Raw genomic sequence first — 18,023 nt, 5'->3', positions numbered from 1 at the left:
GTGTGAGCCTGGCAATCGGTGTTACTGACCGGTAGGGTCACGGTTCGTGAAGCTCGGATTGAACCTCGGATACTGGGGCGCCGGCAACGACGCCGCGAACCTTGAGCTGGCCAAAGAGGCCGACCGTCTCGGCTTTTCGGTGGTGTGGGCCGCGGAGGCCTACGGTTCCGACGCGCCGACGGTGCTCGCGTGGGTGGCCGCGCAGACCGAACGCATCGACGTGGGTAGCGCGATCTTCCAGATTCCGGCGCGGACGCCGGCGATGGCCGCGATGACCGGGGCCACTTTGGACACGTTGTCGGGTGGCCGGTTCCGGATGGGGCTGGGCGTGTCGGGTCCGCAGGTGTCGGAGGGCTGGCACGGTGTGCGGTTCGACAAGCCGTTGGCGCGCACGCGTGAGTACGTGGAGATCGTCAAGAAGGCGTTGACGCGGGAGAAGCTGCGGTTCGAGGGTGAGCACTACACCCTGCCGTTGCCCGATGGTCCGGGCAAGGCGTTGCAGCTGACCGTGCACCCGGTGCGGGACCAGATCCCGATCTACCTGGCGGCGGTGGGTCCGAAGAACCTGGAGCTGACGGGTGAGATCGCGGACGGCTGGCTGGCGATCTTCTTCTCCCCTGAGTACTCGGCGGAGTCGCTGGCGTCGGTGAAGGCGGGGCGCGAGAAGGTCGGCAAGACGATGGAGGGTTTCGACGTCGTTCCGACGGTGCCTCTGATCGTCGGGGACGACTGGAAGGCGTGTGCGGACCCGGTTCGCGCGTACACGGCGTTGTACGTGGGCGGTATGGGCAGCCGCAAGCAGAACTTCTACAACAACCTGATGGTGCGCATGGGTTTCCCGGCTGAGGCGGAGGAGATCCAGGAGAAGTACCTGGCGCGGGACTACGCGGGTGCGATGGCGGCGATCCCGCTGGAGTTCCTGGACGCGACGTCGTTGCTGGGGCCGAAGGAGCGCATAGCAGACAAGATGAAGGCTCTCGCTGCCGCGGGGGTCACCACGCTGTCCGTTTCGCCGATGCTGCAAGATCTGGAGCAGGGGATCGCGGGCCTTCGCACCGCGGCCGAGGCTCTGGATCTGGCAGGAGTGGGTAGTTGAGCTGGTTGCAGGCTCTTGTCCTCGGGCTCGTCCAAGGACTGACGGAATTCCTGCCGATTTCCAGCAGTGCGCACCTGCGCATCACGTCGACGCTGTTCTTCGGCAACGACGCGGGCGCTTCGTTCACCGCGGTCATCCAGCTGGGTACCGAGGTGGCGGTGCTGATCTACTTCGCCAAGGACATCGGGCGCTTCATCAGCGCCTGGTTCCGCGGCCTCTTCAGCGCGGAAGCGCGCAAGGAGAAGGACTACAAGCTCGCGTGGTACGTGATCATCGGTTCCGTGCCGATCTCGGTGCTCGGGTACTTGTTCAAGGACGAGATCCGGACGTCGGCGCGGAACCTGTGGATCACGGCGACGATGCTGGTGGTGTTCGGTCTGCTGCTGGGTTTGGCGGATCATCTGGCGAAGCAGCAGCGTGATGAGCTGCGGATGAAGGACGCGATCGGGATGGGGCTGGCGCAGGCGCTGGCGCTGATTCCGGGTGTGTCGCGTTCGGGTGGCACGTTGACGGCCGGGTTGTTCCTGGGTCTGACGCGTGAGGCGGCGGCGCGGTACTCGTTCCTGCTGGCGATTCCGGCGGTGTTCGGGGCGGGGTTGTTCTCGATTCCGGACGTGCTGGAGCGCACGGGTGCGGCCGGGGAGGCGTCGATTCCGCAGATGATCGTGGCGACGGTCATCTCGTTCGTCGTGGGGTACGCGACGATCGCGTGGTTGCTGAAGTACGTGTCGAAGCATTCCTACTCGGTGTTCGTCTGGTACCGGTTGATGCTGGGCCTGGTGCTGATGGGGCTGCTGTCGATGGGGTTGTTGCAGCCGATCTAAGGTGGGGGCCGTGGCCACGGTGATCCTGCTTCGACATGCTCGTTCGACTGCCAACGGTTCCGGTGTGCTCGCCGGGCGTTCGCTGGGTGTCGGTTTGGACGAGCGGGGGCGGGCCCAGGCTCAGGCTCTGGTGGGTCGGTTGAAGGACGTTCCGGTCAGCGCGGTGGTGTCGTCTCCTCTGCAGAGGTGTGAGGAGACGTTGGCCCCGTTGCTGGCCGATCGTTCGTTGGTGGCGGTGGCGGAGCCGGATCTGTCCGAGGTGGACTACGGCGCGTGGACCGGTAAAGCGTTGAAGGACCTGTACAGCGAGCCGTTGTGGGCGGTTGTGCAGCAGCATCCTTCCGCTGCTGTTTTTCCTGATGGTGAGGGTTTGGCTCACGTTCAGGCGCGTGCGGTTGCCGCGGTGCGGGCGCATGATGCGCGGATCACCGAGGAGCACGGTCCTTCGGCGGTGTGGGTGTTGTGTTCGCATGGTGATGTGATCAAGGCCGTGCTGGCGGACGCGTTGGGTGTGCATCTGGACGGGTTCCAGCGGATCGTGGTGGATCCGTGTTCGGTGTCGGTGGTGCAGTACACGCCGACGCGGCCGTTTGTGTTGCGGACCAACGACAACGGCGGGGATCTGTCGGGTGTGGTGCCTGCTGCGCAGGAGGCGCCGTCGTCGGACGCTACCGTGGGCGGCGCGACCGGGACCTGAGGTAGCGCTGTTCGGGGACGCTCAGGGTTGTCGCGGCTGCTCTCTCGTACTCTTCGCGTGCTTCGTCGGTTTTTCCTTGTAGTTCCAGCAGATGTGCTGTGACGGCGTGCACCCGGTAGTGGTCCAGGTCGAGTGTGGACAGTTCGTCGAGTGCCTGTTGCGGGCCGTGGACCATGGCGACGGCGACGATGCGGTTGAGTGAGACCATCGGGCCGGGTGCGGTGACGGTGAGCAGGTCGTAGAGGCCGAGGATCTCCGGCCAGTCGGTGTCTTCGGCCTTGCTGGCGTCGGCGTGGACGGCCGCGATCGCCGCCTGGAGTTGGTAGGGGCCGATCTGGGCCGTGGTGAGGGCGTCGTGGACGAGTTCGGTGCCTTCTTTGATCGCTTCTTCGTCCCACTTCGCGCGGTCCTGCTCGGCGAGGGGGATGAGCGCGCCGTGGGGGTCGGTGCGGGCGGGGCGGCGGGCGTCGGTGAGCAGCATCAGCGCCAATAGCCCGGTGACCTCGCCCTCTTTGCGGCGTTTGTGCAGCTGGCGGGTGAGGCGGATGGCTTCGGCGGTGAGGTCGACGCGCAGCAGGTCGTCGCCGGAGCTGGCGGTGGAGCCCTCGGTGAAGATCAGGTAGAGCACGTGCAGGACGGCGGTGAGGTCCTGGGGCGGGCGGAACTTGGCGCCGGCCTGTTTGATCTTCTGCTTGGCGCGGCTGATGCGCTGGGCGACGGTGGCCTCGGGGACGAGGAAGGCGCGGGCGATCTCGGCGGTGGTGAGTCCGCCGACGGCCCGGAGTGTCAGTGCTATCTGGGACGCTGTCGTGAGGGACTCGTGGCAGCACAGGGCGAGGATCGTGAGGGTGTCGTCCTGTGCGGGTACCGGGTCGGGTGGTGGTGGCGTGAGGGCGACGACCTTGTCCTCGCGCTGACGGCGTGCGGCCTCGGAGCGGTACTGCTCGATCCACCGTCGGCTGGCGGCGGTGATGAGCCAGCCCTTGGGGTTGTCCGGGATGCCCTCGGCCGGCCATTGCTGGGCGGCGCCGAGGAGTGCTTCCTGGACGGCGTCCTCGCAGACGTCGAACTGGCCGTGGCGTCGGACGAGGACGCCGAGGACCTGCGGCGCGAGTGTGCGCAGCAGGCCCTCGATCTCTCGGTTCACGCGCCGTCCAGCATGGACATGTCCCACACGGGCCTGACCTCGATGCCGTCGTTGTGGGCGTCGGGCAGGGTGGCGGCGTGGGCGATGACCTGGTCGATGGTGTCGGCTTCGACGAGGTAGAAGCCGGCGAGGTACTCCTTGGCCTCGGCGAAGGGCCCGTCGGTGACGACGACCTCGCCGCCCCGGATGCTGACGCCCTTGCCGGTCTCGGGTCCGGGCAGGCCTTCGCTGACGACGAGCTCGCCGCTGGCGCGGAGCTTGGCGCTGAGGTCGTAGTGGTCCTGGCCGAACTTCATCTGCTGTTCCTCGGACAGCTTCTCCCAGGCTGCCCGGGACTTCGGGTTGCTGTAGATGAGGATCAGGTACTTCACGTCGGCCTCCGCTCGTGGCTTGCGAAAAATCTTCTCACCGCCATGTCGAGACCGCGGGTCGTGTCTCGACATCGGAGTGTCACTTCGAGACGGAGGTACTGAGATGACCCGCACGCTGACGGTCGACGAGGCCGCGATCCGTGAGACGTTCACCGAGCACGAGGAGGGGATGCGGCTGCGTGACCCGGCGCGGATCGTGGCCCGCTACGCCGAGGACGTGGTGACCGCGACGTTGGCGCCGCCGCTGCGCAACTCGCCGCTGGACGCGCGGGACGTGGAGTCGCTGGCGGGGTGGATGGCCGGGTTCGAGGGGCCGATCACGCTGGAGCACCGGGACCTGACGGTGGTGGTGTCGGGTGATGTGGCGTTCGCTCACGGGCTGGCACGGCTGGCGGCGGTGCCGGTCGGATACCCGGAGGGGGTCTCGATGTGGATGCGCACGACCGTGGGGTTCGAACGGCGTGATGGCCGGTGGGTGGTGACGCACGCGCACGACTCGGTGCCGTTTCACATGGACGGGTCGTTCCTGGCGGCGACCGACCTGGAGCCCTGACCGGCGGGGACGTGCCGAGGCCCGGACCGTGCAGGGGGTCGGTCCGGGCCTCGGCGCTTTCTGGCGGCGGAGCTACTTGACGTTGACCGCGGCCCAGGCCCGGTTGACCGCCGCGTACTCGGTCGACGAGGCGCCGTAGAGGTCGGCGGTGGCGGCGAGGGTGCCGGTGCGGGCTGCCGCGTACTTGGTGCTGGAGGTGAACTTGGTGGTCAGGGCGCGGTACCAGATCTTCTCGGCCTTGGCGCGGCCGATGCCGGTGACGGGCTGGTTGTCGACGGTGGGGCTGTCGTAGGCGACGCCGTTGATGGTCTTCTGGCCGCTGCCTTCGGCGAGCAGGTAGAAGAAGTGGTTGGCGATGCCGGAGGAGTAGTGGACGTTGACGCTGCCGGCGCTGGAGGTCCAGTAGTCGAGGCTCTTGCCGTCCTTGCTGGGCTTGTCCATGTAGCGCAGGGGTTTGCCGTCGCCCCGGATGTTGATCTTCTCGCCGATCAGGTAGTCGCCGGCGTCGGCGCTGTTGTTCGCGTGGAACTCGGTGGTGGAGCCGAAGATGTCGCTGGTGGCCTCGTTGAGGCCGCCGGACTCACCGGAGTAGATCAGGCCCGCGGTGGCGGAGGTGACGCCGTGGCTCATCTCGTGGGCGGCGACGTCGATGCTGGTCAGCGGGTTCTGGTTCTGGGCGCCGTCGCCGTAGGTCATGCAGAAGCAGGAGTCGGTCCAGAAGGCGTTGCTGTAGTTGTTGCCGTAGTGGACCTTGCTCAGGGCGCCCTGGCCGTTGTTCTTGATGCCGCTGCGGCCGTGGACGTCCTTGTAGTAGTCCCACGTCTTGGCGGCGCCGAACGCGGCGTCGACGCCGGCGGTGGCCTTGTCGGTGTAGGTGCCGTTGCCCCACTTGTTGTCGGCGTCGGTGAACAGGGTGCCGGTGCCCGAGCCGTTGTTGAGGTTGTTGACGGCCTGGTTGCCGCGCGCGGGGTCCTTGAGCTGGAACGTGGAGCCCGACTGGGTGGTGTTGAGCGGGACGGTGCCGCTGAAGGTGGACTGGCCGGTGCCCTCGGCGTTGTGCACGCCGTCGTAGGTCAGCAGCGTCTGGCCGGTCTTCGCGTCGGTGAACGTGTGCAGCTCGCTCGGCGTCTGGTCGTCCTTGACGCTGTGCGTGACGGTTTCCCAGGCGAGCGTCGGGGTGCGGTCGACGGCGAACACCACGAGCGTGCCGTTCTTCGCCGTGGTGGGTGTGGAGGTGTCGAGGCCGGCGAGGGAGGCCTCGGACGCCTTCGTCACGCCCGTGACCTTCCCGGCCTTCTGCGCGACGACGAGGTCGCCGCCGATGACCTTCAGGCCGTTGAGGGTGCGGTCGAAGCGGAGGTGGTTCGTGCCGTCGGCGTCGCGCACGACGTCGCGGGGGACGAGTTGTTCGCCGCCGGAGAGGCCGAGGGCGGAGGAGATCGTCCCCGCCTGCTCGGCCGCGGCGTGCAGAGCTTCCTCTTGGGGCCTCGGCTGCGGTGCGGCGTTGGCTCCCAGCGTGCCCGAGGCGGCGAGTGCCGCTCCGGCCACCAGGGCGGTGGTGATGCCCAGGGTTTTGCGCTTCATGAACGCTCCTTGTTCCGGTGCAGGGAGTGATCGCTCCGGCGTTACAGGGGTGCCGAGCCGATCACCGTTGGAACAGCCCGACCATCGTCGATGACCGGGCGTGGTGATCGTATTGCTCTGGGTGCATGCGACCAGCCACTCCCAGAGTGCGAGATCGATTCATGATTTTCGTGGAGCCGCTGGTCAGGACGCCGGGTTTTGTCCGGATGGCGGGACATAAGAGCAGCTCAAACGGCGTGGAAACACGACGGAAACTTCGCGGTGCGCCCGTTCTTCCGGCCTAACGCGCTACGCCGTCCGGCTCAGCCCTGCCGGAGGGGATCTTGTTTACAGTTAACTACGCAGAGTGAGAGCTGGGTCACAGATTCAGAGGCCCAGGCGGGTCACGGCGTTGTCTTCCAGGGGGTTCGCGGTGCGGATGTAGCGGTGCACCGTGCGCGGGTTGGTCCACCGGCCCTGCCGCATGATCTCCCGGTCGCTCGCCCCGCCCAGTGCCGCCTGCGTCGCGAACCCGGCCCGCAGCGAGTGCCCGCCGAACAACGCCGGATCCAGCCCCGCCTTGACGGCGTAGCGCTTCACCAGCTCCGCGACCGCGCGCCCCGACATCGCCTTGCCGCTCACGCCGCCGTGGCGGTTGATGATCGGGAACACCGCGCCCTGCCGGGCCGGCTGCTGAAACCCGTGGCAGCGGTGCAGGCCGGTCTCGGTGATGTCCCTGCCGTCGAGCACGTCGGCCCAGTCCGCGAACGCGCACACCGGGCACGTCGGCCGCCTGCTCCCGCGCGGCAGCACCACCTGCTGCTGGTGACGGCCCGTCTGGTCGGTCTTCGTCGTCCCCAGCCGGATCAGCAGCAACGGCTCGTGCGTGCGCGGATCGACGTCCACCGACACGTCCTCGAACTCGATCGCCGCCAGCTCACTGCGCCGCAGCGCCCCGGCGAACCCCACCAGCAACAACAACGCGTCCCGCGCCCGCGCCGGGCCGTCCTGGGGCCGTTCCGCCAGCAGCGCTTCCAGGGTGTCGAGCAGCACCGGCCGTTTGCGGCGGGGCTGCGCCTTGCGGGAGCGGCGGATACCGCGCAACGTCAGCCGCACCACGTCACTGCGCGTCGGGCTCGGCAAGCCGTTCGCCGCGTGCACCGCCGCGATCGCGGCCGACTTGCGTTCCAGCGTCGACGGCCCGAACGCAGGCGACCCGTCCGGCTTCACCGTGTCCGCCGCGACCGCCAGGTACACCGCCACGTCCAGCGGATCCGCCGGCAACGCCTGGCGGCCCTCCGCCTGACACCACCCGGCCCACGCGATCCAGTCCGACCGGTACGCCCGCACCGTGTTCGGCGACTGCGCGCTGCGCAGATACGTCCCCAGCGACGCCGCCTGCTCGTCGTCGAACCGCTCGCGCACGCTCTGCAGCGCACCGGTGTCGATCAGCACCGAGTGCGACACCCTGACCAGCGCGTGTTGGACGGGTTCGGGCAGGCTCACACCCGCGATGGTAGTCCTCTGATCAACTCCACGACCTCGCCCGGCGTGAACTCCAGCCCGCCGATCCCGACGCTCACCTCGAACGCGCACCGGCCCGGATCCGGGTTCGACCTGGCGTACAGGAACAACTTGATCCCCGTCTCCTCCAGCAGCCTCTGCGACGCCCGCTGAGCGTCCGCCCGCGACATCGGCAGGTGCACGTGGAACAGGGGAGTGGACGGCACCTCCGGCACCGTGTGCGCGAACCCGTCGGCGTTGACGGCGTGTGCGATGGCTCGGGCGTGGTCGCGGAACTCGTGCATGCGCGGCAGGTTGACGTCCATGCCCATCAACGCGATCGCCGCCAACGGCCACGCGTCCACGATCGCCCCGCCCATCCGCCGCCGCCACGCCGCGGTCTGCGCGATCGTGTCGCCGTCCCCGGCCAGCACCGCGCCCCTGACCCCTTCGAGTCCTTTGTAGAGCGACACGTACACCGTGTCGAACAACGCCGAGATCTCCGCGAACGACGCGTCGTACCCCGTCTGCGCCTCCCACAACCGCGCCCCGTCCAGGTGCGCCGCCGCCCCCGTGCTCCTGGCCCACCCCGCCTGGGCGGCGAGGTCCGCGAACTCCGGCAGCACACCACCGATGTCGCGCTGCGGCAGTTCGAACACCACCGCCGCGAGCGGCTCGTGCACCGCCTTCAGGTCGTCCAGCCCGAACAGCTCGTTGCGGTCACCCGTGGGGTGGAACGTCAAGCCGTGCAACGCGTTGTAGCCCTGGTTCTCCCACACGTGCAGGTGCGTCTGCGGGTGCCCGGCGAAGGCCCTGCGGCCCGTCCGCTCGGCATGCACCCGCAACGCCACCTGCTGCGCCATCGTCCCCGACGGGAAGAACAACGCCGCGGGCTTGCCCAGCAACCCCGCGACCCGTTCCTCCAGCTCCCGCACCGGATCCTCCGGCCGGGTCTCCGGCGTGACGTGCTCGGCCAGCCTGCGCAGCACCTCGTAGGGCGACTTGCGCGGACCACTGTGCTGCGACAACGAGCGAAGGACGTCCATCCCCGCACACTACCTATTGCCACTAAGTTGCAATAGATTCGTTCGGCCTGGTCAGGTGACCGCGATCAGGCAGCGGCGCTGAGCCGTGCGTCCAGCTCCGCCTCGTCCGCCACGAACCACAACTGCCGGCCGCGGTTCGACTCGAACACGAAGTCCCGCAACGCCGTGCTCGCCGCCACCTGCTCCGCCACGTCGCCGAGCACCGCGACCTTGAACCCGTACTGCTGGAACTTCTGCACCACCGCACCCGCCACCCGCGTGCGCAACACCAGGAAGTCCTCCGACAACCGCCCCGTGGGCAACGCGATCCACTGCACGTCCTGACCCCACAACGTGCCGATCAAGTCCACAGCGGACTGCTCGTCACCGATCGTCGGACCGTCCGCGGCGCACATCAGCACCGTCGCGCCATGGCGCGTCTGCACAACATCAGGCATGGCACCGAAACCTAGTAGCGCCTCACACCCGATGTCGCGCCGAATACCGCGTGCACCCCTTGCTAGGGTGATCAGCGTCGCGACCGGCCAGAGGAGGTGAGTCCCATCAACGCGGTCACCCCGAATGGGCGCTCCCTCCACCCCACGGCCTGACGCCTTTCACGCGCGTCGCCACGGGAGCGCTCCACCAGCGTCCCGAAAGGCCAACGACCATGCACATCACCTCCTCGTCGTCCGTCGACGGCGTCACCGCCCACGACTTCGTCCACGACGGCGTCCCCGGCGTCCTGTGGACCCCGCCCGGCACCGCCACCGGCCTCGTCCTGAGCGCCCACGGCGGCGGCCAGCACAAACGAGCCCCCGGCATCACCGCCCGAGCCCACGCGTGCGCCACCGCCGGACTCGCCACCGTCACCCTCGACGCACCCGGCCACGGCGACCGGCCCCGCACCCCCGACGACGACCACTACGCCACCGAGATCCGCGCCCGCATCACCACCGGCGCCGACGCCGGACCACTCGTCGCCGAGTACAACGCCCTGCAGTCCGCACGCGCGATCCCGGAGTGGCGCTCCGCGCTCGACGCCCTGCTCGGACAGCTCGAGCTCGCACACCTGACCGGCGCCGGCTTCTGGGGCGTGTCCATGGGCAGCGCCCTCGGCATCCCGCTCACCGCCGCCGAACCCCGCGTGCGCAGCGCCGTGTTCGGCCTCATCGGCGCCACCGATCACCTCACGGCGGCCGCCGCGTCGATCACCGTGCCGGTGCGGTTCCTGCTGCAGTGGGACGACCAGCTCATCGCCCGCCCCGCAGGACTCGCCCTGTTCGACGCCCTCGCCACACCACGCAAGACCCTGCACGCCAACCCCGGCGGACACGGCGACGTGCCCCGCCACGAACTCGACGACGCCGTGCGGTTCCTCGCCGGCACAGCACCGGAAGGAACGACGGCTGGCTAGACCACCGCCCGGGGTGCCGCCCGCTCCGCCTGTGCCGACGCCGCCAGGCGAGGCGGGTCTCGCCGTGCCGGTGAGACCGTCCTGGCGGCGAGACCGTCCTGGCAGTGACGGTGCCGCCTGATGAGGCCGCCGACCTGTGCGGGTGCCGCAGGCAAAGGCGCCAGAGAAGCCGCCGATCAGCCAGGTCGCCGAGACGTCCGGCCCAGACGCGGTGCCCGTGAACGGCCCGCCGGAGACCCGTCCGGTACGACGGGGCCGCAGCCACCGAACTGCCGGCTGCCAGGCGAGGCCCAGCCCGAGCCCGGCGGGCGCGGCCTGAGCTATCCACCCTTCGGTCGGCCGGCAAGGCCAGCTTTGCCGCTGAGAAGGGGCACAGGGGCATAGAGGGAGACGTTGAGGCCGGGCACACGGGAGGCGTCGTCGGGCACGCCTGAGCCCGCGAGCCGCTGGCGGGTCCCGTCCAGGTCACGGGCGGGCGCCACCGAAAATCGGGGGCGTCCGCCCGCGGGTTCTGGGTAGCGTCGTGATCATGCTCGACCTCGCAGCACTGCCCAAGGCCCACCTGCACGTCCACCTCGAAAGCACCGTCCGCCCGGACACCCTCGCCGACCTCGCCGCGCACCACGGCGTCGACGTGCCGGCGGTCCAGGTCGGCGCCTTCGCGGACTTCGCGCGGTTCGCCGCCCACAACGGGGCCGTGCGGGACTGCCTGCGGCGAGCCGAGGACTTCCACCGGATCGCGTACGAGTTCTGCGCCGAGGAAGCAGCGCAGGGGACCCGGTACGCCGAGGTGACGTTCACCGCCGCGGCGCACGGTGAACGGCTCGGTGATCCGGACATGCCGCTCGAAGCGGTGTTGTCCGGGCTCGCCGCAGGACAGGCCGCCCACGGCATCGAATGCCGTGTGATCGTGGACCACCCCAGGAAGCGATCTGTCGCGCGTTTTCAGGACTCGTTGCGGCTCGCGCTGGCACACCCGCACGTCGTGGCGATCGGCACGGCCGGAGCGGAAGACCACCCGCTCACCCCGTTCACCGACGTGTTCCGCGCCGCGCGGGACGCCGGGATCGGGCTCGTGCACCACGCCGGCGAGTCGTGCGGGGCCGCCAGCGTCGCCGAGGCCGTCACCGTCGGGCTGGCCGACCGCATCGGGCACGGCTTCCGGGCACTGGAAGACCCCGAGGTCGTCGCCCTGCTGCGGGACCGCGCGATCCCGCTCGAGTCATGCCCGTCGTCCAACGTCGCGCTGGGACTGGTCGAATCGATCTCCTCTCATCCGCTGCCACACCTGCTCGAGGCCGGGCTGACCGTCACGCTCAGCACCGACGTCCCCGCCTCCACGGGCACCACGCTCACCGACGAGTACCGCCTGCTGCGCTCGGAACTCGGCCTCGACGACGACACCCTCGCGCGCATCGCCACCAACGCCGTCGACGTCTCGTTCGCCCCGGAGGCCACGAAAACCCTGCTGCGTCAGGACATCGCCACCTGGCGGGCCGGCTCGAAGCACACCAGCCCGTGCCGCGACGCCAGCAACGCCACCAGTTCCAGCACCTGACGCTGCCCCGGCCACACCACGTGCACGATCACCGCGTCCACCCCCACCGTCAGCGCCTCGTCCCACGACACCGTGGACGAGGGATCCGGCGAGGTCTGGCGTAACTCGCGCACGAACGCCGCCACCGCCGGCTCGAACGCGCCCAGCGGCGACGACCGCAACTCCGCGTACCGCGCCGCCGCCTCCGCGAACGACGCCGGACCGGGAGCCCGCCACACCACCACATCGATCGGCACGTCCATCACGCCACCTCTCCGAACAACGAGCCCAACCGCGGCACCCGAGCGGCGATCTCCGCCGGATCCGCGAAATCCCAAGGCACACCGGCGGGCGCCGGGTCCGACAGCAGGCCCGGCGGCAACGCGCCCTCACCCACCACCTCGGCCGCCACGTACCCGAGGCCCTCCCACTCCGGCCACTGCGCGCTGGACCACGCGTGCATCCCGCCGCACGCCGCCAGCACCCGGACCTCCGGCACCTCGGCCAGAGCGTCCGGATCGACGGCCACCTCCTCGAACACCACCCGGCCCAGCCCGACCAGCCACGGCTGGAAGTAGAAGAACGAGTCGGTACCGCAGGACCCGCCGTGGATCACCGCGGCCGCCTGCCACAGCGCCCACGTGTCGACCCGCCGCCGAAGCTCGTCGAGCCGCACCGCGAACTCCACCACCTCGCTCGGAGGCAGCCCGGCCAGAGCGGCCGCCAGCCACTCCCGCCGAACGTCCCGATCGGACCCCTCCGCGGAGGAGGCCTCGATCAGGACCCAGAACGCGTTCAGGTCCATGCAGCAGACGCTAGCGAGGGGGTCTGACAATTTTGGACGGTCACGCGTCGCCCCAGTTCAGAGGCCTGACTGGAGGGGGATGGCAGTTTCCGGAAGGGAGGGTGGTGGGTGAGCGGAAGGTGAACGAGAGAGAGAAGGGACCCCGGAGGGGGCGGGGAGGGAGCCAGAGGAAGGGAAGCGAGAGCGGAAAGAAGGACGGGAGGGTTGGAGGCGGGGAAAGGGAAAGCGCCGGGAGGTGTCAGGCCGCTTCCTCCAGACCGCCCGACAGCTTCCACAGCCGCGGCAGCCGCACCGCCGCCTCCGCCGGCGAGTCCAGGTCCCACACCTCGCCGTCGAACGGGCCCGCGTCCGTCACCGGCACGTGGCCCAGGATCGCCAGGGCGTTGTCCAGCGAACGGCCCGTCGCCGCGAAGAACGCCTCCCGCGCGACACCGGCGAGGCCGTCCCACACCGGCCACGCGGCATCCGGCCACGACTCCGCGCCGACGGCCAGCAGGGTGCGGACGGCGGGCACCTCGGCCAGGGCGTCCGGACACGACGCCACCGACGCCAGCACGGTCCGGCCCAGGCCGATCACCCACGACTGGAACCCGAAGAAACGATCCGCGGAACACAATCCATCGCACAGGACATAAGCCGCGTGCCAGTGTGAGAACGTGTTCACACGGCCACGCGAGGCGCTTAACAGGGTCTCGAAACCACAAATGTCACCAGCGGGCAGCGAAGACAACCGCGACACCAGCCAGGAAGTACGTTCTCCCTGCTCAGAGGTCGCGTAGGCGGATTCGTCCAGCAGAGCCCAGAAGACGTCGAGATCCATGCCGACAACGCTATCGGGAGGGTCCGACAATTCCCGGAGACCGCCGGACGGAGCAACACGAGAAACACACGCACAGGCAAACAGCGGCAGGCCACAAGAAAAGCCGGTGGCCCCGAAACGAAGGACGCGGGTGAGGCGGCCCAGGGCGGGCCGAGACGCGGCACACGGTTATTGAGGCGAACGAAGTGGCGGAGGCTGACTATCCTTGAGCCCAAATGGACACCCCGCACGCTGAACTGCACAAACGCCTGCCCGAGCTCATGCCGCGTGATCAACGCCGGCTCGCCAGGCGCCTCGACGGCGCACGCCGGGTCAAGGACCCGCTCGCGCGCAAGAAGATCACCGAGGAGATCGCCGCCCAGATCGACGAGGCCGCGCTCAAGGTCGCGCTGCGCCGGGAGTCCGTCCCGAAGATCAGCTATCCCGCCGAGCTGCCGGTCAGCCAGCGCAAGGACGACATCAAAGAGCTGATCGCGAACAACCAGGTCGTGATCGTCGCCGGCGAGACCGGCTCGGGCAAGACCACGCAGCTGCCCAAGATCTGCATGGAGCTCGGGCGCGGCATCACCGGCCAGATCGGGCACACCCAGCCGCGCAGGATCGCCGCCCGCACGGTCGCGGAGCGCGTCGCCGAGGAGCTCGGCACCAAGCTCGGTGACACGATCGGGTACAAGGTGCGGTTCACCGACCAGTCCGGTGACGACACGCTGGTCAAGCTGATGACCGACGGCATCCTGCTCGCCGAGATCCAGACCGACCGCGACCTCAGCCGCTACGACACGATCATCATCGACGAGGCGCACGAACGCAGCCTCAACGTCGACTTCCTGCTCGGCTACCTCAAGCAGCTGCTGCCGCGCCGGCCCGACCTCAAGGTCGTCATCACGAGCGCCACGATCGACCCGCAGCGCTTCAGCCAGCACTTCGAGAACGCCCCGGTGATCGAGGTCTCCGGCCGCACCTACCCCGTCGAGACCCGCTACCGGCCGCTCGAGGAGGACGACGACCAGACCCAGGGCATCATCAACGCCGTCCACGAACTGCAGGCCGAAGGCCCCGGCGACGTCCTGGTGTTCCTGTCCGGCGAACGCGAGATCCGCGACACCGCCGACGCCCTCAAAGCCGAAGACCTCAAGAACACCGAGATCCTCCCGCTCTACGCGCGACTGTCCGTGGGCGAGCAGCACCGGGTGTTCCAGCGGCACACCGGCAGAAGGATCGTGCTCGCCACCAACGTCGCCGAGACCAGCCTCACCGTGCCGGGCATCAAGTACGTCGTCGACCCCGGCAACGCCCGCATCTCCCGCTACAGCCACCGTCTCAAGGTCCAGCGCCTGCCGATCGAGGCCATCAGCCAGGCGTCGGCGAACCAGCGCAAGGGCCGTTGCGGCCGCGTCAGCGAAGGCATCTGCATCCGCCTGTACTCCGAGGAGGACTTCGAGGCGCGCCCGGAGTTCACCGACGCGGAGATCCTGCGCACCAACCTCGCCAGCGTCATCCTGCAGATGACCAACATCGGCCTCGGCGACGTCGCGCGGTTCCCGTTCATCGACCCGCCGGACTCCCGCAACATCAACGACGGCATCGGCCTGCTGCAGGAGCTCGGCGCCATCAACGCCGCCGAGAAGAAGCTCACCCCCACCGGCCGCAAGCTCGCCGCCCTGCCCGTCGACCCGCGCCTGGGCCGCATGGTCCTCGAAGCCGACACGACCGGCTGCCTGCAAGAGGTCATGATCATCGCCGCGGCGCTGTCCATCCAGGACCCCCGCGAACGGCCCGCCGACCAGCAGGAGGCCGCGACCCAGCAGCACGCGCGGTTCGTGGACAAGGAATCCGACTTCGTCACGTTCCTCAACCTCTGGCAGTACCTCAAGGAACAGCAGAAGGAACTGTCCGGCAACCAGTTCCGCAAGCGCTGCAAGGCCGAGTTCCTCAACTACCTGCGCGTGCGCGAGTGGCAGGACATCTACCTGCAGCTGCGGCAGGTCGCCAAGCAGATCGGCATGCACGTCAACGACCAGCCCGGCGACCCCCGCAACATCCACATCGCCCTGCTGTCCGGTCTGCTCAGCCACATCGGCGTCAAGGACGTCCTCAAGAAGCAGGCACCCAATGAGAAGCGCCGTCCCATGACGGAGTTCCTGGGTGCCCGCAACGCCAAGTTCGCGATCTTCCCCGGCTCGGCGCTGGCGAAGAAACCACCGCAGTGGGTGATGGCCGCCGAACTCGTCGAGACCAGCCGCCTGTGGGGCCGCATCGCCGCCAAGATCGAACCCGAATGGGCCGAACGCCTCGGCGAACACGTCGTCAAACGCCAGTACAGCGAACCCCACTGGGAGACCAAACGCGGCAGCGTCGTCGCCCTGGAGAAGGTCACCCTCTACGGCGTGCCGATCGTCGCCGGCCGCAAGGTCAACTACGGGCGCATCGACCCCGAACTCTCGCGGGAGCTGTTCATCCGCCACGCCCTCGTGCAGGGCGAGTGGACCACCCACCACCGGTTCTTCCACACCAACCGGGCGATGCTCGACGAGGTCGGCGAACTCGAGAACCGCGCCCGCAGGCGCGACATCGTCGTCGACGAGGAGACGCTGTTCGACTTCTACGACAAACGCGTCGCCGCCGAGGTCGTGTCCGCCCGGCACTTCGACTCGTGGTGGAAGAAGCAGAAGGACAAGAACCAGCTCACCTTCACCAAGGACATGCTGGTCAACGACCGCGCCGACATCACCCCCGACGCCTATCCCGACCAGTGGCGCCAGGGTGAGCTCACGCTGCCGCTGAGCTACCACTTCGAGCCCGGCACCAAGAACGACGGCGTCACCGTCCAACTCCCGCTGCCCGCGCTCACCACCCTCGACGACGACGCGTTCTCCTGGCAGATCCCCGGCCTGCGCCACGACCTCGTCGTCGCGCTCATCCGCAGCCTGCCCAAGCAGATCCGCCGCAACTTCGTGCCCGTCCCCGACGTCGCCACGGCCGTGCTCGCCCGCATCAAGCCCGGCGAGACGTCCCTGCTGGGCGGGGTCGAACGCGAGCTCAGGGCCCTCACCGGCGTCACCGTGCACCGCGAGGACTGGCAGTTCGACGCCGTCCCCGACCACCTCAAACTCACCTTCCAGGTCGTCGACGAGCAGAACCGCACGCTCGCCGAAGGCAAGGACATCGCCGCGCTCAAGGAGAAGCTGCGCGACGAGGTGCGCGAGTCGTTGTCGCAGGCCGCCGGGCACCTCGAACGCACCGGCCTCACCACCTGGGACTTCGACGCCCTGCCGCGCACCATCGAGCAACGGCAGTCCGGCATCACCGTCACCGCCTACCCGTCCCTGGTCGACCGGGGCGAGACCGCCGCGATCAAGGTCCTCGACACCCCAGGCCGGCAGGCCTACGCCCACCGCCGTGGCGTGCGCCGGCTTCTGCTGCTCGGCATCAACTCGCCCGTCAAGCACCTGCAACGCCACCTCGACAACGCCGCCAAGCTCGCCCTGACCCGCAACCCGCACGGTGGCGTCGCGGACCTGCTCGCGGACTGCATCATGGCCGCCGTCGACCGGCTCATGGGCGACCCGGCCTGGGACGCCAAGGCCTACGCCGCGCAGCTCAAGAAGGTGCAGGCGGCGCTCAACGACACCACCTGGGTCGTCGTGCAGGAGGTCCGCAAGGTCCTGGAAGCCCACCACGAGGCCGAACTCAAGCTCTCCGGCCTCAAGGGCGCCCCCGACTCCGCGAACGACATCCGCGCGCACCTCAACTCGTTGGTGTACAAGGGATTCGTCACCCACACCGGCTACGACCGGCTCCCGGACCTGGTCCGCTACCTCAAGGGCGTGTCCCGGCGCATCGAGAAGCTGCCCGAGAACCCGCGCCGCGACCTCGACTGGACCGACAAGGTCCACCAGGTCCACGCCGAGTACCGCGACCTGCGCTCCCAGACCCCGGCCGACGAACCCGCGCCCGAGCTCGACGAGATCCGCTGGATGATCGAGGAACTGCGGCTGTCCTACTTCGCCCAGACCATCAAGACCCGCTACACCGTCAGCGACAAGCGCATCTTCAAAGCGCTCGACGCCGTGCCGTTGTAGGCCGCTACCGTGGGACATGCGCTTTCCCGGGGATTCCACGTGGAAGGTGTCCAGCGGCAGCGCGGACACCTTCGCGCTCTACGTCCGTGACGCGCTGGGCGTCAGCACCCCCACCGCCGACGCCATCCCCGCCCTGTACCCGCCCGTCGAGCGCCTGCACGACGTGTACGTGCCGGAGACGTTCGGGTGGGGGTGGGACCGGTGGTGGACCGAGTCGCTCATCACCGGCGGCGGAGGCAGGCCACCCGTCGGCGTGCCCGAACACCTGCGCGAGGCCTACCAGCAATGGCGGCCCGACACCACCGCACCCGAACAGTCCTGGTTTCGCGACAAGGCCAGTGCCCACCTGTTCGACCTGATCCAGGAGATCGTCGGGCAGCTCACCACCGAACTGGGCCGGGAGCCCGTGTTCACCTTCACCCTCGTCGAGATCCCCGTGCGGGGCCAGTTCTGGCGCCGCGTGGACACCACCATCGCGCTGGTGTCCGACGAGCTCAAGGCGTCGCGCAACCTCATCGCACCCCTGGAATCCGTGCTGCGAGAGCTTGCCCGCTGACGCGTTTTATGGCTCCGGACCAGGTCA

General features: G+C 68.9%; 17 protein-coding genes. 8 read left to right on the top strand and 9 right to left on the bottom strand.

Translation table 11 applies throughout. From position 1 onward, the window contains the following. Positions 1–46: 46 nt before the first annotated feature. The 3 genes from ACFWNN_RS01775 to ACFWNN_RS01765 are packed head-to-tail and all read left to right on the top strand — an operon-like array spanning position 47 to position 2,617. The gene (locus tag ACFWNN_RS01775) at positions 47–1,096 is read left to right on the top strand and encodes an LLM class F420-dependent oxidoreductase (protein WP_382437906.1); all 1,050 of its coding nucleotides are present in this window, start codon (positions 47–49) and stop codon (positions 1,094–1,096) included. Next, positions 1,093–1,920 carry an undecaprenyl-diphosphate phosphatase gene (locus ACFWNN_RS01770; protein ID WP_382437905.1) on the top strand — a complete coding sequence of 276 codons (828 nt, stop codon included), beginning with the start codon at positions 1,093–1,095 and terminating at the stop codon, positions 1,918–1,920. Before ACFWNN_RS01775 ends, ACFWNN_RS01770 begins: the two co-directional genes overlap by 4 nt. Before the next feature lie 10 nt (positions 1,921–1,930). Then, the gene (locus ACFWNN_RS01765; RefSeq protein WP_382437904.1) at positions 1,931–2,617 is read left to right on the top strand and encodes a histidine phosphatase family protein; all 687 of its coding nucleotides are present in this window, start codon (positions 1,931–1,933) and stop codon (positions 2,615–2,617) included. Here ACFWNN_RS01765 and ACFWNN_RS01760 read toward each other — a convergent pair. Both ACFWNN_RS01760 and ACFWNN_RS01755 read right to left on the bottom strand, forming a co-directional pair. Continuing rightward, entirely contained in the window at positions 2,589–3,764 is a 1,176-nt protein-coding gene (locus tag ACFWNN_RS01760) for an RNA polymerase sigma factor (RefSeq protein ID WP_382437903.1), read from the bottom strand. The genes ACFWNN_RS01765 and ACFWNN_RS01760 overlap by 29 nt on opposite strands. Beyond that, positions 3,761–4,135 carry a YciI family protein gene (locus tag ACFWNN_RS01755; protein WP_382437902.1) on the bottom strand — a complete coding sequence of 125 codons (375 nt, stop codon included), beginning with the start codon at positions 4,133–4,135 and terminating at the stop codon, positions 3,761–3,763. The genes ACFWNN_RS01760 and ACFWNN_RS01755 overlap by 4 nt, the downstream gene beginning before the upstream one ends. A gap of 103 nt (positions 4,136–4,238) precedes the next feature. Between ACFWNN_RS01755 and ACFWNN_RS01750 the strand changes: the two genes are divergently transcribed. Next, positions 4,239–4,688: a YybH family protein gene (locus ACFWNN_RS01750; RefSeq protein WP_382437901.1), complete on the top strand. Its 450-nt coding sequence runs from the start codon at positions 4,239–4,241 to the stop codon at positions 4,686–4,688. 72 nt (positions 4,689–4,760) lie between these two features. Here ACFWNN_RS01750 and ACFWNN_RS01745 read toward each other — a convergent pair whose 3' ends face one another. The 4 genes from ACFWNN_RS01745 to ACFWNN_RS01730 form a co-directional block, all read right to left on the bottom strand. Next, a complete protein-coding gene (locus tag ACFWNN_RS01745) occupies positions 4,761–6,272 on the bottom strand; it encodes a M4 family metallopeptidase (protein WP_382437900.1) in 1,512 nt (503 codons plus the stop codon). A 366-nt stretch (positions 6,273–6,638) separates the two neighbouring features. Next, positions 6,639–7,757, bottom strand: a complete 1,119-nt coding sequence (locus ACFWNN_RS01740; protein ID WP_382437899.1) for a site-specific integrase — start codon at positions 7,755–7,757, stop codon at positions 6,639–6,641. Next, entirely contained in the window at positions 7,754–8,800 is a 1,047-nt protein-coding gene (locus ACFWNN_RS01735) for a threonine aldolase family protein (protein WP_382437898.1), read from the bottom strand. The genes ACFWNN_RS01740 and ACFWNN_RS01735 overlap by 4 nt, the downstream gene beginning before the upstream one ends. Positions 8,801–8,865: 65 nt before the next feature. Continuing rightward, on the bottom strand, positions 8,866–9,237 hold the full coding sequence (locus ACFWNN_RS01730) for a DUF4180 domain-containing protein (protein WP_382437897.1): 372 nt from the start codon (positions 9,235–9,237) through the stop codon (positions 8,866–8,868). A gap of 212 nt (positions 9,238–9,449) precedes the next feature. Between ACFWNN_RS01730 and ACFWNN_RS01725 the strand changes: the two genes are divergently transcribed. Continuing rightward, positions 9,450–10,196, top strand: a complete 747-nt coding sequence (locus ACFWNN_RS01725) for an alpha/beta hydrolase (RefSeq protein ID WP_382437896.1) — start codon at positions 9,450–9,452, stop codon at positions 10,194–10,196. A gap of 529 nt (positions 10,197–10,725) precedes the next feature. Further along, on the top strand, positions 10,726–11,754 hold the full coding sequence (gene add, locus ACFWNN_RS01720; protein ID WP_382437895.1) for an adenosine deaminase: 1,029 nt from the start codon (positions 10,726–10,728) through the stop codon (positions 11,752–11,754). Here the strand turns inward: add and ACFWNN_RS01715 are convergent. From ACFWNN_RS01715 to ACFWNN_RS01705, 3 genes are all read right to left on the bottom strand, one after another. Beyond that, the gene (locus ACFWNN_RS01715; RefSeq protein WP_382437894.1) at positions 11,670–11,996 is read right to left on the bottom strand and encodes a hypothetical protein; all 327 of its coding nucleotides are present in this window, start codon (positions 11,994–11,996) and stop codon (positions 11,670–11,672) included. The two genes, add and ACFWNN_RS01715, sit on opposite strands and share 85 nt — an antisense overlap. Further along, complete coding sequence (locus ACFWNN_RS01710; RefSeq protein WP_382437893.1) at positions 11,996–12,538, bottom strand: DUF4240 domain-containing protein; 543 nt, start codon at positions 12,536–12,538, stop codon at positions 11,996–11,998. Before ACFWNN_RS01710 ends, ACFWNN_RS01715 begins: the two co-directional genes overlap by 1 nt. A 238-nt stretch (positions 12,539–12,776) precedes the next feature. Beyond that, on the bottom strand, positions 12,777–13,358 hold the full coding sequence (locus ACFWNN_RS01705) for a DUF4240 domain-containing protein (RefSeq protein WP_382437892.1): 582 nt from the start codon (positions 13,356–13,358) through the stop codon (positions 12,777–12,779). A gap of 215 nt (positions 13,359–13,573) precedes the next feature. Here ACFWNN_RS01705 and hrpA point away from each other — a divergent pair, with 215 nt between their 5' ends. After that, positions 13,574–17,440, top strand: a complete 3,867-nt coding sequence (gene hrpA, locus ACFWNN_RS01700) for an ATP-dependent RNA helicase HrpA (RefSeq protein ID WP_382437891.1) — start codon at positions 13,574–13,576, stop codon at positions 17,438–17,440. A gap of 16 nt (positions 17,441–17,456) precedes the next feature. After that, positions 17,457–17,996 (top strand): hypothetical protein, encoded by a 540-nt coding sequence (locus tag ACFWNN_RS01695; protein WP_382437890.1) that lies wholly within the window; start codon positions 17,457–17,459, stop codon positions 17,994–17,996. Positions 17,997–18,023: the final 27 nt, after the last annotated feature.

It is taken from the genome of Lentzea sp. NPDC058450 (assembly GCF_042721395.1).
GTDB lineage: Bacteria > Actinomycetota > Actinomycetes > Mycobacteriales > Pseudonocardiaceae > Lentzea.
This window is presented reverse-complemented; position numbering and strand designations above follow the sequence as displayed.